Annotated in this window: 14 protein-coding genes; 6 read left to right on the top strand and 8 right to left on the bottom strand. The window is 49.4% G+C overall.

Features of this window, described 5'->3' with window-relative positions:
* Positions 1 to 57: 57 nt before the first annotated feature.
* The 5 genes from MKX46_RS23805 to MKX46_RS23785 all read right to left on the bottom strand — a co-directional run bounded on the left by MKX46_RS23805 (position 58) and on the right by MKX46_RS23785 (position 6,799).
* Positions 58 to 1,041 (bottom strand): acetyl-CoA carboxylase carboxyltransferase subunit alpha, encoded by a 984-nt coding sequence (locus tag MKX46_RS23805; RefSeq protein ID WP_069011202.1) that lies wholly within the window; start codon positions 1,039 to 1,041, stop codon positions 58 to 60.
* Positions 1,042 to 1,935 carry an acetyl-CoA carboxylase, carboxyltransferase subunit beta gene (gene accD, locus MKX46_RS23800; protein WP_341071867.1) on the bottom strand — a complete coding sequence of 298 codons (894 nt, stop codon included), beginning with the start codon at positions 1,933 to 1,935 and terminating at the stop codon, positions 1,042 to 1,044. It abuts the gene before it with no gap.
* A 180-nt stretch (positions 1,936 to 2,115) separates the two neighbouring features.
* A complete protein-coding gene (locus MKX46_RS23795; RefSeq protein ID WP_013309585.1) occupies positions 2,116 to 2,304 on the bottom strand; it encodes a hypothetical protein in 189 nt (62 codons plus the stop codon).
* A 153-nt stretch (positions 2,305 to 2,457) separates the two neighbouring features.
* The gene (locus tag MKX46_RS23790) at positions 2,458 to 2,955 is read right to left on the bottom strand and encodes a phosphatidylglycerophosphatase A family protein (RefSeq protein ID WP_023987905.1); all 498 of its coding nucleotides are present in this window, start codon (positions 2,953 to 2,955) and stop codon (positions 2,458 to 2,460) included.
* Between the two features lie 166 nt (positions 2,956 to 3,121).
* Positions 3,122 to 6,799 (bottom strand): DNA polymerase III subunit alpha, encoded by a 3,678-nt coding sequence (locus tag MKX46_RS23785; protein ID WP_069011203.1) that lies wholly within the window; start codon positions 6,797 to 6,799, stop codon positions 3,122 to 3,124.
* Positions 6,800 to 6,936: 137 nt separating this feature from the next.
* Here MKX46_RS23785 and MKX46_RS23780 point away from each other — a divergent pair, with 137 nt between their 5' ends.
* Together MKX46_RS23780 and MKX46_RS23775 are read left to right on the top strand one after the other, a co-directional pair.
* Positions 6,937 to 7,266, top strand: coding sequence for a YtrH family sporulation protein (locus tag MKX46_RS23780; RefSeq protein ID WP_013309582.1), 330 nt, complete (start codon positions 6,937 to 6,939; stop codon positions 7,264 to 7,266).
* A 12-nt stretch (positions 7,267 to 7,278) separates the two neighbouring features.
* Positions 7,279 to 7,776, top strand: a complete 498-nt coding sequence (locus MKX46_RS23775; RefSeq protein WP_039269883.1) for a hypothetical protein — start codon at positions 7,279 to 7,281, stop codon at positions 7,774 to 7,776.
* Between the two features lie 42 nt (positions 7,777 to 7,818).
* On the opposite strand, the gene MKX46_RS23770 is transcribed toward MKX46_RS23775, so the two are convergent.
* From MKX46_RS23770 to MKX46_RS23760, 3 genes are all read right to left on the bottom strand, one after another.
* The gene (locus MKX46_RS23770) at positions 7,819 to 9,153 is read right to left on the bottom strand and encodes a DRTGG domain-containing protein (protein ID WP_029516609.1); all 1,335 of its coding nucleotides are present in this window, start codon (positions 9,151 to 9,153) and stop codon (positions 7,819 to 7,821) included.
* Between the two features lie 199 nt (positions 9,154 to 9,352).
* On the bottom strand, positions 9,353 to 9,637 hold the full coding sequence (locus MKX46_RS23765; RefSeq protein WP_069011204.1) for a hypothetical protein: 285 nt from the start codon (positions 9,635 to 9,637) through the stop codon (positions 9,353 to 9,355).
* A gap of 72 nt (positions 9,638 to 9,709) precedes the next feature.
* Positions 9,710 to 10,054 (bottom strand): YlbF family regulator, encoded by a 345-nt coding sequence (locus tag MKX46_RS23760; protein WP_341071866.1) that lies wholly within the window; start codon positions 10,052 to 10,054, stop codon positions 9,710 to 9,712.
* 162 nt (positions 10,055 to 10,216) lie between these two features.
* Between MKX46_RS23760 and MKX46_RS23755 the strand changes: the two genes are divergently transcribed.
* From MKX46_RS23755 to MKX46_RS23740, 4 genes are read left to right on the top strand one after another with little or no spacing between them, the layout of a single operon-like run.
* Entirely contained in the window at positions 10,217 to 11,587 is a 1,371-nt protein-coding gene (locus MKX46_RS23755; protein WP_029516607.1) for a YheC/YheD family endospore coat-associated protein, read from the top strand.
* Between the two features lie 43 nt (positions 11,588 to 11,630).
* Positions 11,631 to 12,785 (top strand): YheC/YheD family endospore coat-associated protein, encoded by a 1,155-nt coding sequence (locus MKX46_RS23750; RefSeq protein WP_069011205.1) that lies wholly within the window; start codon positions 11,631 to 11,633, stop codon positions 12,783 to 12,785.
* Positions 12,786 to 12,797: 12 nt separating this feature from the next.
* A complete protein-coding gene (locus tag MKX46_RS23745; RefSeq protein WP_029516605.1) occupies positions 12,798 to 14,168 on the top strand; it encodes a YheC/YheD family endospore coat-associated protein in 1,371 nt (456 codons plus the stop codon).
* Positions 14,165 to 15,274 carry a YheC/YheD family endospore coat-associated protein gene (locus MKX46_RS23740; protein WP_069011206.1) on the top strand — a complete coding sequence of 370 codons (1,110 nt, stop codon included), beginning with the start codon at positions 14,165 to 14,167 and terminating at the stop codon, positions 15,272 to 15,274. The genes MKX46_RS23745 and MKX46_RS23740 overlap by 4 nt, the downstream gene beginning before the upstream one ends.
* The last annotated feature ends 11 nt before the right edge of the window (positions 15,275 to 15,285 follow it).

The raw sequence follows: 15,285 nt of genomic DNA, 5'->3' as shown, positions 1-15,285 counted from the left end.
CTTTTTCCTATTTGTATAGGAAGTTCGTCATATTTATTGTTACCCGTTTACAGCGTATTACAACATAGGTTCAGTTTCCGAAGACTTCAAGAAGGTGTATTGACCTATTTTTCGGAATTTCTGATACCGATCTTCCCTCAATTCATCGCAGCTCATATTGGTAAGTTCCGCCAAATGACGTTCCAATAGCTCCTTGATTGCGGCAGCGGTCACTTCATAGTTACGATGCGCGCCCCCTTTCGGCTCCGGCACAATATCCTCGATAATTTCCATGCGAAGGAGGTCATTAGCCGTAATCTTCATGGCTTCAGCTGCCTGATCGGCCTTGGAAGCATCTTTCCATAGAATCGAGGCTGCACCGTTTGGAGAAATGGCCGAATAAATGGCATGTTCCAGCATCAGCACACGGTTACCGACTGCAAACGCAAGCGCACCGCCGCTTCCACCCTCGCCGATGACCACACAAATAACAGGCACCGAAAGCTTTGTCATCTCCCGCAAGTTGCGGGCAATCGCTTCCGATTGACCTCTCTCCTCTGCTGTATTACCCGGATAAGCGCCCTTCGTATCAATGAATGTAATAATAGGGCGTTTAAATTTCTCAGCCTGCTGCATCAGACGCAAGCCTTTACGGAATCCTTCCGGATGGGCACTACCAAAAAAACGTGCAATGTTATCTTTCGTATCCTTACCACGCTGCTGGCCAATGACGGTCACCGGAATACCATTCAGCTTGGCAATCCCGCCTACAACCGCCAAATCATCTCCAAACAAGCGGTCGCCGTGTAATTCAATAAAATCCGTAAACACCTGCTCTATCAAATCAAGAGACGTTGGTCTTTGATGATGACGAGCCAAATGCATTTTTTGTGGTGCTGTAATGTTCGAATATATTTCTTCTTCCATCTCGAGATAACGTTCCTCGAGACGGTTGATTTCATCTGTAAAATCAATTTGCTTATCCTGTCCGAATTGCTTGAGTTCTTCGATCTTCTGTCGCATCTCGACCAGGGGCTTTTCATAAGGCAATTCGCCAGCCATCTATTCCTCCCCTTTCACACTGTGTAGATCAAGCAGTTGCCCAAGGGTATCGCGCAGTCCCTTGCGATGTACAACCATATCCAATTGTCCGTGCTGCAAATTAAATTCGGAAGTTTGAAAATCATCCGGCAGCTTCTGTCTGATTGTTTGTTCAATTACAATACGCCCTGCAAAACCGAATACAGCTCCTGGCTCTGCGATATTAATATCTCCAAGCGTAGCAAAGCTAGCGGATACTCCACCTGTAGTCGGGTCGGTGATAACAGAAATATAGAGCAATCCCTGCTCATCCAGACGAGCAAGAGCAGCACTTGTTTTTGCCATCTGCATCAAGCTTAAAATACTTTCCTGCATACGTGCTCCGCCGGAAGTTGAGAAAATAATTAGCGGCAGACGCTTGTCTATTGCTTGCTCAATGGCGCGCGTAATTTTCTCTCCTACGACCGAACCCATACTACCAGTAAAGAAGTCAAAGCTCATCACAGCAACGACAACAGGATGTCCATAAATAAGGCCGTCGCCCGTAACGACAGCCTCTCGCAAGCCAGATTTCAGGGTCTGTTGCTCCAGCTTGCTCGCATATCCCGGAAAGTCCAGCGGGTCAACCGAAATCATATCGGCATCATATTCCGTAAACGTGTCTTCGTCGAGCACCATGCGAATGCGATCCATTGCATTCAAACGCATATGGTATCCGCACACCGGACACACTTTCAAATTTTTCTCTAGTTCTTTGCTGTATTGAATACTTCCGCACTTGCCACATTTGGTCATAAGACCTTCGGGAATTTCCCGTTTGGGACGATCCGGCATGTCCGCTTGATCGCCGCTCAGCGCCCGTTCCGAAGGGATGGTCGCGTATTTACGCTTCTTTTGGAATAAATCTTTAAACACAACTACACCTCTCCAGCCGTTTATTTGTCAGCCGTAACCGATACAAGGTCCTCTGCCGTCTATGCGGCACCTCTAAGCATTATGTTCATACACACGTCAACGCCTGTTCCTAAAACATTACCGCCGATCGTGCATCCTTTGTTCCACTCATGCTGCTGTATCACTTCCGCCGTTCCGGACTCAAGGGCGCAAAATCGAATTAAGCACTTCCTGAATTTCTTCGACTTCACCCGAAGGCACAAGTATCTCAAACTGTTGCTTGGATGCGCTGATGGCCCGGGCCTGCACCATAAAACCTTCTTCAGACAGTTTGAGCTTAATCATGTCAGCCAGTCTGGCCGTCGGTGCAATATAAATCACCGTCCACATGCCTTGTTTCTACCCCCTAAGCCTCAAGTTTTGAGCCCATATAATAGACTCATGATAACATACCTTACTTTTTTCCCGCAACAAAAGCCCTCCTGATCATTTAAGTTCCGTCGGAGGGCCTAGAAAATCATCAACTCTGTTTACACAGGTCAACTAAGCATCCAATGATGCAGGATAATGCTTGGCATGGAGACTCCGATGTGCAATTCGCGAAGAAGCAGCGGCAGCCAGTCCGGCGACAAGATCGTCTAAAAACACATGAATACCACTGCCTTTTTGGTTCAGCTGTTCGATAATCCCCGTCTTTTCCTTATCCAGATAACCAAAACTGGTTAAGCCAATCATGCCGTACACACTCGTAATTCCAAGAGCTAGTGTCTCGTCCACTCCGTACAGCGGTTCGTCTGCCTCCATAATGGCTTGCAGCGGCTGAGGGAGAAGTTTTTTTTCAGCCAATTCATCGAGCGCAATGCCTGTGAGCAAGGTATATTGAACCTCGCGCTTTTGCAAAACCGCTTTGACACTGTCTATACATTCTTCCATCGTCAAATGAGGATAATATTTTAGCTGAAGCTGAAAAACAATGTCCGCAATGGACTCGATACGAATGCCTCTGCGATTTAGCAAAGTTTCTGCATATTCATAGGACATAATTTCCCTCCCGCTTTCACCGTGCAGTTCAATTCTTTCACCGTGCGGGACCTTATGGTGCAGGGTGCGTGTTGAACCCCTGTTCCGCCAGTTTTCCAAGTGTATGCGGGAGGGAAGGAAAATGTTCATTAAACCGTTACAATAAGGGCGGGTTACTGTGTACCTATTATTTGACTTTCACCGTGCCTTCACCCAACATCGACTCCATTTGATCAAAAAGCTGAGGAGAGGGCTTAATGCTGTAAGCATCGCTCAACGCCAGCAGACGCTGGTTGCTCTCATAAAAAAGTACGGTAGGCATAGCACCGGGATGCTCCTGTAGCAGCGCCTTGAGACTGACCAACAAGCTGGCGTCCTCCTCAGCCTGGCGGGTGATCTTGACAAACACCCGCTGACGAGTGGTCGGCTCCGCGCTGCGCGGGACCGGCACCTGCTCACCGCGAGCCGCTTCGACTCCGCGCGGTGAAGCCGCCGCCACGGGGCGATCCGCCTTCGATTGAGGCGAAGCAGATGCAGTGGCTGCCGAAGGCGGGGACGACACACGCGACGCGCTCCCGCCTGGGCCGCCAGCGGCAGAACCAGCAGCTGGTAAGGATGCTCCAGCTGCGGCGGACGAGCGCGTACTGGCACGTCGGCGCTGGAGGAGCCGTGCCAGCGAGTCTTCCGCCAGCGGGGCGGTCTCATCCGCAAGGAGCTTGAAGTGCTCGTCCTGCTGCTGCATCTTGGCTCGAAGCGTAAGCAAAGCCCCCTTTTCAATCCACTGCTGGCTCCGCTTCCACACCTCAGGAAACAACACAACCTCACAGCGCTCAATCTGATCCTCCAGCTCAATGAAGGCCATAGCCTTACCCTGCTTGGTCGTAATCGTTTTGAGTGACACTACCATGCCTGCGGTCACAACAACCGTTTCATCTGGCACATCGCCCAGCTCCATCAGACGATCCGCCTCGCTGTTTTCCAACAGCGACTCAAAATCATCCAACGGATGCCCGGATAAATACAGTCCCAGCAGTTCACGTTCCAGCTCTAACTGCTGGCTGGCACTGAATTTGGGTACATTGGGGTATTCGATATCCCAATTGGGCATTTCCACAAAACCAAACATATCAATTTGCAAGTCATCCCGTTCCTTGCGCCACTTGACGGCTGCATCCACCGTTTCATCCAGCATGGCAAGCAACTGTGCCCGATGACCCGTCAATGAGTCAAAGGCCCCTGCCTGAATAAGCGATTCAATTACTCTCTTATTACATACTCGCAAATCGACACGTCGACAAAAATCGAGCAGGCTGTCGAAAGGCCGTTCCTTGCGAACAGCGAGAATGCTCTCCATCGCCTGTGTGCCAACATTTTTAATTGCAGCCAGGCCGAAACGGATGCTTCCTTGCTGTAATGGAGTAAACAGCACCCCGCTTTCATTCGCATCAGGTGGCAACACTGCGATATCCATACGACGGCATTCGACGACATATTCAGCCACTTTCCGATGACTTCCCATCACCGCCGTCAGCATTGAAGCCATGAATTGTACTGGATAATGTGCCTTTAGATAAGCCGTCTGAAATGCTAGCACACCATAAGCAGCTGCATGAGCACGCGGGAAGCCGTAGTCAGCAAAACGAACAATCATATCGTAAACCCTGCCGGCCTCCTCCTCCGTGTATCCCTGCTTCATACTGCCTTCAACAAAATGTCCGCGCTCCAGATCCAGTACTTCGCGCTTTTTCTTGGACACAGCCCGGCGCAACAGATCGGCTTCTCCCAGGGAAAAGCCCGCCATGCGCGAAGCAATCTGCATGATTTGCTCCTGATACACAATAATACCGTACGTATCCTTTAAGATCGGTTCCAAGTCAGGATGCGGATAAGAAATCTCAATCTGACCATGCTTGGCCTGTATAAAGTTAGGAATAAAACCCATCGGGCCCGGACGATACAAAGCCAGGACAGAAATGATATCCTCAAATACACTCGGCTTCAAATCCTTGAGTACCCGGCGTACACCGGCCGACTCCAGCTGGAATACGCCTCCTGTATCTCCTTTGCCCAACAAGTCATAGGTATGCGGATCGTTATCGGGAATACGGCTAAAATCAGGCGTTTCTCCATGCTCTTCCGCAATCCAGTGTATGCACCGTTCAATAATGGAGAGCGTACGCAGCCCAAGGAAATCCATTTTAAGCAAACCAATGCGCTCTAGATTTTCCATCGAGTACTGCGTCAAAGGTACTCCTTCGCTCCCCTCTTGAAGCGGAACCGCATCGGTCAATGGAGTCCGCGAAATGACAACACCCGCTGCATGTGTCGAAGCATGACGAGGCATTCCTTCAACCTTGATCGCCATATCCAACAGTTCACGTGTCTTGGGCTTCGTTTCATATAGCGTTTTCAGCTCCGGGGTAATTTCCAGCGCATGACGGATATTAATGCCCAGCTGCGCCGGAATCAGCTTGGCTGCCTTGTCTACCTCTCCATATGGCACGTTCAATGCACGACCGACGTCACGGACAGCGGCTCTTGCCGCCAGCGTTCCAAAGGTGATAATTTGCGCTACATGCTCATTTCCGTACTTCTGTACTACATAGTCGATAACCTCGTCACGCCGCTCATCACTAAAGTCAATATCTATATCCGGCATACTAATTCGTTCAGGATTCAGAAATCGTTCAAAGAGAAGGTTGTATTTCATCGGATCGACATTCGTGATGTTAAGCACATAGGCAACCAAACTGCCTGCTGAGGAACCACGCCCTGGTCCCGTTGCAATCTTATGCTTATGTGCGAAGGCAATAAAATCCCATACAATCAGGAAATAATCGCTGAAACCCATACTGTCAATGGTATTCAACTCATAGTTTAGCCGTTGGTTCAGCCTTTCCCGTTCCTCCGGCTGCTCCCATCCGGAATCGCTTCCATAGCGACGCTCCAGCCCTTGCACGCACAGATTGCGTAAATAGGACGAAGAGGTCATTCCTTCCGGCAGCGGGCGATATTCAGGTAAAATGGATTGACCGAATTCCAGCTCCAGTTCGCATTTTTCAGCAATACGCACCGTGTTGGCGATGGCTTCTGCCACATGCGGGAATAAACGAGCCATATCCTCCTGACTTTTCAGATACAACTGACGTGTTGGTATACGCAAACGCTCCTCATCGTCAACTGTCTTTCCTGTCCCGATACAGATCAGGACATCCTGCACGTCCGCATCTGGCTCAGTCAAGTAATGCACGTCATTCGTCGCGACCAGTGGAATATCCAGTTCCTTCGCCAGTGCGATCAAGAGAGGATTTACACGTTTTTGCTCCGAAAGACCATGATCCTGGAGTTCCAGATAAAAATCATCGCCAAAAATATTACGATATCGTTCCGCTGCGCGTCGTGCCTCGGCTTCCCGACCATGCAGTAAATGCTGCGGCACTTCACCGCCCAAACAAGCGCTCAGGCATATGATGCCTTCGTGATGGGCAGCCAAAGCCTCCATGTCGATGCGCGGCTTATAGTGAAAGCCCTCCAAATGGCCGATGGAGCACAGCTTCATCAGATTTTGATAGCCTGTTTTATTTTTGGCGAGCAAAATTAAATGATATATGGGCTGATCCTTGCGGCTGCCACGCTCCTTGCGCGATCCTGCCGTCATATAGGCCTCACACCCAATAATCGGCTTAATGCCGTTCTCTACACACGCTCTATAAAAAGGAATGGCACCGTACATGACCCCGTGATCTGTAAGGGCCAGCGCCTTCATTCCATAAGCTGATGCCTGTTTGACCAACTCCGCGGTACGAGCCGCGCCGTCCAGCAGGCTGTACTCGCTATGAACATGCAAATGCACAAATGAACTCATGCGCTTCTCTTCCTTTCACCGCTTGATTTTCTTCAAACTATTTTATCATATCCGCGTTAGTAGCGCCCATAGAATAAAAGTACAGACCTCGGCGGACAAGCGCGGTCTTGATTCGTATACCTAAGGAGGAAAAGAGCATGAGCACTTTTATATCCAAAGCGATTCTCGACTTCTTCATTGCCTTCGGCATCGTGCTCGGTGGAGCCATGCTCGGCGGAATGGGAGCTGTGGTATCGCTTCAGCCGCCCACCCAGACGATGCTAGAGGTTGCCGGAAGAATTAAAATATGGGCGCTTGCTGCCGCTGTGGGGGGAACGATGGACCCGATCCGGGTCATTGAAAGCAATATGTTGGATGGTAATTTGTCACCTGCCATTAAGCAGATATTGTATTTGATTTTCGCCTTTTTAGGCGCTCATATGGGTGCAGAGCTGGTCAAGTGGGTATGCGGCAACGGACGACCGTGAGGTGAAACGACTATGAGAGTTCCCCCTTTTGAGCGCCTGCGTCCTTTTATGCAATTGTCCTCCGTCTTTGTACTCGGTATGATTACGGGAGGCATGATCTACAACGTCATCTGGCATGCCAGCTTCAATCAGCTATGGACGAACAACCAGGATCTCCAATTCCAGCTCCAGCAAGCCGAGGAGGACAACAAAACATTGCGCAAATACAGCAAGCGCCAAACCGTTGTCAAAGAAATCAAGCTGATCGCGGAGGAAGCTTCGGCCGAAAAAATTGATTCTATCAACCTGAAGGAACTTCTTCGCCGTGTCAGTCGTGATCTGGAGGTGCTGCGTGGCAGAGATATGTTCGAGATTGACTCTGACAGCAAGCTGGTACGTATGTTGCTGCACCAAAAAAAATACACCGTTCGTGACAAGGAGTATACGATCCAGGTCAAAACGATGCTTGTAATGGAAGGCGTGCTGCAAATTTGGCTGGAAGCAAAAGAAAGATTGCCTGAAAGCCACTAGTCGATCTATTCGACTTCACACCTTACTCCGTTCCATTGTAGACTAACCATGTTCAATGGAATGAAGCGTCATCACTGCTTTGCATACCAAATGATTTTCCCGTGAAATTGCAATTTCTAGCTTGCAGGTGCGGCGACTCATCTCGAGCAGCATCGGACGAAGAACGACAGCATCTTCTATCTGTACGGGTCTAATAAAATATGTCGTCAAATTGTCCAGCACATAATCCTTGCCGCTCATGTCTCTAGCTGCCCGGTAGCCCGCTTGTGTCATCACGTTGACCAGTACGCCTTCCGAGATCGTACCTAAATTGGTCGCCATTTGCGGAATGATAAACCCGCGAAAAAATAACGATCCGTCCTCATTACGCTCCTCAGCAAACCCGTTCCAGATCAGCTGGTCGAACGTCTCGCCAAGTTGCGGCTGCTTTTGGGCGTTACGCAGCGCCTCCAGCACCTCACGCCGTGTAACGGACCCGAGCAGCTTGCGGTTGCGGTCCACGACCGGCAAATAATCCACACCTTCCCACGCCATCATTTGCGCGGCTGAAGCCAGCGAGGTCTGGTAGGTGACCGTTATCGGATTGCGGATCAGACATTTATCCATCGTATGCTCAGGTTGAAGCCCCTCCACATCTTTGCGGCTGACGATACCAATTAAACGATTCCATTCATCCACGATTGCAAAATGATGATGTCCGGTCGTCACCGAAAGTTCTTCAAACTCGGTAAGTGTGCTGTTGATTTTCAAAGTCAACGTTTTCGGTTTGCCTGCCGCAATATCTTCAATCAGCATAATTTTCTTTTTGATCAAGCGGTCAAATATGGCTCTATTAATCATAGATGCCACTGTAAAAGTATCATGGCGTGAGGAAATAATCGGCAGACTGATCTTGTCTGCGAGCTGCTTAACCTCTCGGCTCGTACCGAAGCCCCCTGTAATCAGCACACCTGCCCCCTGCTCCAATGCAAGTGAATGCGCATCCTCACGGTTACCTACGATCAGCAAACTACCTGCATCAATATAACGAGCCATAGCTTCCTCGCGCATCGCTCCGATCACATACTTGTGCAAAGGCTTCTCCAGCCCCTCACTTCCGCCCAGCACATGTCCCTCTACAATATTCACGACATCTGCAAAGGTCAGCTGCTCGGACAAGCCGCGAGGGCGCTTCTCCACTCGTACTGTTCCGATCCGTTCTTTGGTAATGACAATTCCTAGGTTTTCAGCTTCCTTCACGGCCCGATAGGCCGTTCCTTCGCTGACGCTCATTTCTTTAGCCAACCTGCGCACAGAAATTTTGGAGCCTATTTTCAACTGCTCGATATGTCGCAATAGCTGCTCATGCTTCGTAACTGTTTCATCTAGCCCGTCCAACTCTGTTACACCCCCAACGTTCAATCTGTATCATTCTGTATCTATTATAGCACAAAAACCCTTTATTTTAGACCTTTGTTCATTTTGAGTTCTCTGCTTCGGAAATAGCAAAAAAGCGATCCCCTCTTCACAAGGACCGCTTCTTACTATGATTGATTTGTAATCTGGTAGGCCAGCCCAAGACAAGCTGAAAAAAAACTCACTGCATGCTGCCTTTGTCAGCCTTTTTATCCCATTTCATCTGCCACTGCTGCATTTTGGCCCGCCGTACACGCTCCAGCGTTTTGCGCTTTTCCTCATCCACACCCAGCAAAAAATGCATGTTCGCTCCGATGACTAGCAGCGCAAAAAGTACCCATACTATCCCAAAGCCGTTGACCCAGTTCAAACCGCCTGCAAGCGAGATGCGTGGTAACGCGACCAAGACCATAGCCAGCGCAATCAGTGTATACAAACCATGTTTCCATCTTTTAAAAGAACCCAATCGTATCCCTTCCTCTCCCTGTGACTCTATGTATCTAGTCTATGAGAGGACAGGAAGGAATATGAGACAAACTTACAGAGATGAACCGTACAAATCTTGAAGGCTGTCTGCAATAATTTTGTTAACGTCCTCAATAATCACGCTCAGGCGACGTTCAGCGTCGAACAGGCGACGGATGTTGAGGTTCAAGCTAAGTACCTCGAACAGCTTCTCCATCTTTTCCATCTCTTCCTGTGCTGGCATATCACCGCTCATCATGCGTTGTTGTACTTCCATTTGGCGTTCACGGAAATCGTCGAGCATTTTCTTGGCTTCTGGATCGGTTTCGATCAGCTTCATCGCTGACGTAATTTCCTCTACCTCTTTGCTTTCCTTCAATGCTTTTGCTAAATCATGGGTTTTGTCATAGATGTTCATGATTGTTTATTCCTCCAATACAAGTTTAGTGTCAACATTTCACATTGTCCGTCAATCACCAAGGGATATATGTCCTCATATGATGAATCAGTGCTATTACAGCCCATTCACGTTTCCCGTTACTTTCAAGACATCAAGTTGCTGCCCGGAAGGAGATCCACGATGTCCATCAAAAAAACAACGATTCAAATCATCGGATCGGGCATCTTGCAGGATGACGTACTCATGGTCGGCGAGTCCTTGCTTCGCAAATGGAAAATATCCGCTGGCCACCCCGTTCAGCTCGCCTTCGGTTCGTTCCGCCAAGAGGTTACCGTCATATCGGTGCCCCGCTATAGCGGCCTACGTGTGGGAAGCGTGCTAGCCCGAAAAATGGGGCTTCATGCCAATTGTGATCTGCGAGTAACCTACAGCCGAGGTCGCCGGACACTTCGAGTGGGCCCACTTATTAGCGTGCTGGTCAGTCGGGACTATCCCGAACAGCCCGACAAGCCTTTCGGGTCGATCACCCTGTTCTGCCGTGAACTAGTCGGGGAATGCCGCAGACAAGGAGCATATGTGTATTTCTTCACCCCGGAGCATATCGGAAGTCAGCCCGGGCGAGTTCAGGGATGGGTGTATGACGGAGGCTGGAAAAAGACGGTCATGCCCGCCGGCGATGTCGTCAATAATCGTCTTACCTCCCGTAAACTCGAGAACAGAACTAGCGTACAGCATTTCATGAAAGAAGTAAAATCGCAGTACGGCACGACTATTTTTAACGAAAAGTTTTTGGATAAGAATGAAGTATTTGATGCGCTTAAATCAAATTCTTCCCTGCGCAAGTATTTACCCGAGTCCCACTTGCTGCAAACTTTTGTTGTTTTCAAAAAAATGTGCAACCAGTATCCCGCTGTTTTTCTCAAGCCAGTGCGCGGAAGCCTGGGTAAAGGCATAATGCGCATTAACAAGCAAACCGATGGCACCTTTTCGGTGCTATCCACAACAGCGGGCACACCCCGCAAGCAAACGTATGCCAACGTCGATAAGCTGTACAAAAGCTTGGCGGGAAAAATGAAAACAACACGCTTTCAACTCCAACAGGGACTTACCTTGATTGATCACGGTAAGCGTCCGGTCGACTTTCGTGCGCTTGTACAGAAAAATTCGTCCGGAACCTGGACCGTAACATCCATTGTCGCTCGGATCGCCGGAGGAAGCCACTTTGTGTCCAATCTGGCAAGAGGCGGCACGCTGAGTACTGTCAAGGAAGCACTTGCCAAGACCACGCTGCCCGCAACCGTTAAATCGAATGGGCATACCTCTCTCAAAACAGCAGCACTGGATATCGCAAGCGGAGTAGAAAAAGCAATTCCCGCCCATTTCGCAGAATTTGGTATTGATCTGGCAATAGACAGCACGGGGCGCATCTGGTTGCTGGAGGTCAATTCGAAGCCATCGAAGAATGACAACACGCCGTTAAATGATCAGAAAACTCGCCCGTCCGTTAAAAAAATGATTGAATACTGCTGTTATTCAGCCGGCTTCAAATGAATTCATCTCTTCCAGAGTCTGGCTGCCAAAGGAGCTGTTGTCGGTGTCTCTTGTTGTGCCAGGCACGCTGGGCGTGCTTGTTAGCCGGAATCAGGCCGCCACTCCCCCTATTACCGAAGCCGATTTTTGCCGCAGGCTAAGTCTGTTGGGCAGGCGCTCTGATCTTAGCGTAATGGCGTTTACCGTCGAAGGAGTTTCACCTGAAGATCACTCCATACGAGGTTATGTTTATCGTAACGGAGTATGGACATCCGGCCGCTTTCCGTTGCCGGATATTGTGTATAACCGCTGTCTCCATGTCCACGAGAGCCAGAATGTCAGGCGCACACTGGAAGACATGGCGGAGCAAAATTCGCGCAAGCTCATCTACTGGTCGCGTAACTTACCTGGCAAATGGCAGGTGTATCGCGCTTTGCATGCGGTAGATAAAGTACGTCCTTTTGTGCCGCCTACGGCGCCTTACCGGGACACGGCCCAGCTTGTGGAATGGCTAGGACGCCATTCGGAGCTGTTTATGAAGCCACAGACCGGAACACATGGCAAGAGCACACTGTATCTCCGGCTGGCAGAAGGAGGCCAGGGACTACTTGTACAGGGTAGAGACTCCCGTAACCGTCCGTTCCGGCGTTTGTTTCCCGAATTGGATGCAGGATTGTCATGGATCCACGGAATTGCACACAAACGCGCTTATATCGTGCAGCCTTATTTGAAATTAACAAGCCAAGGCAATCATCCCTTTGATGTTCGCGCACTCATGCAAAAGGATGGCAACGGCCATTGGCGCCTGACGGGCTTTGCTGTAAGAGAAGGCAGAAAAGGAACTCTGACTTCTAATCTGCACGGTGGTGGCGAAGCCCATCCGGCTGAGCCATACCTTCGTGAACAATTTGGCGCGGACACCACGCGTCTCATCATCGGGCAGATGAGGGCGCTGTCCTCGACCATTACCAGGGCGCTTGAGGAACGTTATGGCCGCCTTGGCGAGTTGGGAATTGATTACGGTATTGACCAGAGCGGGAACATCTGGCTATTGGAGGTTAATTCCCGACCTGGTCGGGCCGCCTTTTTTCAGACCCGTCAGCCGGAGTGCGCTTTCCAGTCGGTCAACCGCCCGCTCGAATATGCTCGATATTTAATGACCCATTCCAAAGCGACAGGGCCAAAGGGCGCGGGCGCCTCCCTTGAACATACGGTATAGGAGGATAAACAGATGAGTTTAACGCATTGCAATGTGCATTTCTCACAGCAGCCCGACAAGGTGGCGTATATATCCACTGCCTTGTTGAAAAGCCTTAAATTATCCGGAGCCAAGTCCGTTCGTCTGCGGCTCGGTAAGGATCAGATTCCCGCTACAGTAAAACCAATTCAGAAGGCGGGACGCCATCTATACTTGACCTCCGGCTTACGTAATGCAATCCGTGTTCCCAAAAGCGGGGCCATCTATTTGCGGAATCTGGATGGTGATATACAGCTAGGGCCGTTGATTGGCGTGCTGTCTGACGGTACCACCTCCACCACTCGCCCTTTCGGATCGCGCACAGGCTTTATTAAGCAACTGCTGAGGGAAGGCAGCAAAAAATCTTATATTTTTGCCTTCACCCCTCGGGATATCAACTGGCAAAATGATACGATTAACGGCTATTTTCTGTCATCCAGCGGGGAATTCACACGTAAACTTGTACCTTTGCCGGACGTGATCTATAACCGTTTGCCGAGCCGTCGCTCTGATTTTTCCCCGGCGATCAATCAACTACGCGAACGCTTTTCCCGCAAACGAATTCCCTTTTTTAACTGGAGCTTTTTCAATAAGTCCGATATCTATAATCTGCTGGAGAATAACCCAGATGTTAACCGCTATGTCCCTGAATCATATATGAATCCCAGCTCTGAACGTATCCGAGGTATGCTGGAGCGACATCAATTTGCTTATTACAAGCCAAGTGGAGGCAGTCTCGGTAAAGGAATCTATCGTCTGTCCCATGTTCCCAAGCAAGGATATTATGTGAGGTACCGTAAGAAAAGTAGCAATGTATTGCTAAAATTCGCCTCTTTTAATTCCATGCTCAGGATGCTTCACTCCAATCAGGGACAGATGTTAAAGGGTTATGTCATTCAACAGGGTATCCAGCTGATCGAGATTGACAATTGCCCGATTGATTTCCGGTTTCACATGCATAAAAATGGAAATAATCAGTGGGTCGTCGTCGGCATTGGAGCCAAAAAAGCCGGACGTGGCAGTGTCACAACCCATATCAAAAATGGCGGTTCTCTTATGACACCTGAACAGGCGTTGAACCGGGTATTCGGAGACCGGGCGGGTGAAGTGCTTCAACGTGCCAAGAACGTAGCAGTTACACTCGCTGAAGCCATTGAACACCATCACCAGCATCTATTGGGTGAAATCGGTTTTGATCTGGGCATTGATCAGGATGAAAAGGTATGGATGTTTGAAGCCAACTCCAAGCCAGGCCGATCCATTTTTCAGCATCCATCGTTGCGTGCGGAGGGTAAAGCATCCGTGGAGCATATTTTGGACCACTGTCTTTACCTCAGTAAATTCCGCAGAAAAGAGGAACTATGAATACCCGGGCGGAGCATAAGCCAGTCGTTGCTGTATTGACAGTGCACGACGAAGGGCAATTTTTCAAGGGCAATCAGCGCAATTTCAGGGATATTCTTGAAACGGGAACACGGATGGGATATCAGGTGTACATTGTTACCGTCAGGGACCTGAAACTGGCAGATGAGACGATTAAGGGCTATGTCTTCAACAAGAGCTTACAGACGTGGGAGGAACAGGATTTCCCACCTCCACAGGTCATTTATAATCGCATCCCCAACCGTAATTATGAACTTAAAACCTCTGTGCGCACAAAGTTGGATGAAATTTCACATGCCTCGGGCATTGAGCTGTACAATCCAGGCTTTTTTAACAAATGGGAACTGTTCAAGTGGTTGCGCACCTCAGAAACGACTCGTCAGCTTGTTCCGGCAACCAAACGGTTAAGCAACCTGTCTTCCTTAGGAAAAATGCTGTCTACGTATCCATACCTGTATCTCAAGCCGGAAAACGGTAAGGCCGGAAAGGGGATTATGATTCTTAAATTCCTCCCAGACCATCTAATGGCTTACAGACTGACCATTCAGCATGACAAAAAAAGTGTAACCTACAGATCTGTATCGCTATCCCGGCTGTGGGGACGTATCCGACGGGAAGCAGGCAACTCACCTTATATCATTCAACAGGGTATCGATCTGGCAACCCATCAGAAAAAACCCTTCGACCTGCGTATCCTGGTACAAAAAAATATCCGTGGCTCCTGGAGTATCACCGGAGTCGGTGCCAGACTGGCCGGTAAGGGGAGCATTACCACACATGTCCCGCGTGGCGGGAGTGTAGAGGACCCTTTCAAGCTACTGTCCTCACTGTTTGGGCCTGAGGACAGCACGGATCTACTGAACAAAGTTAAAAGTACGGCCATACAGATTGCACGTCAAATTGAACGCGCATCCGGTCTTTCTCATGGCGAAATGTCCATGGATCTGGGCGTGGATACGCTCGGAACCCTCTGGTTTTTTGAGGCCAATGCCAAACCAATGAAATTTGACGAGCCGGAAATCCGCCAAAAGTCGCTTAGACGCATATTCCAGTACAGCTCCTTTTTGGCCGGACGAATGAAATCATGATCAAGGAAGTG

This window comes from Paenibacillus sp. FSL P4-0113 (assembly GCF_038009305.1).
GTDB lineage: Bacteria > Bacillota > Bacilli > Paenibacillales > Paenibacillaceae > Paenibacillus > Paenibacillus polymyxa_D.
The sequence above is the reverse complement of the archived record's forward strand: the minus strand, read 5'-3'. Positions and strand labels throughout refer to the sequence as shown.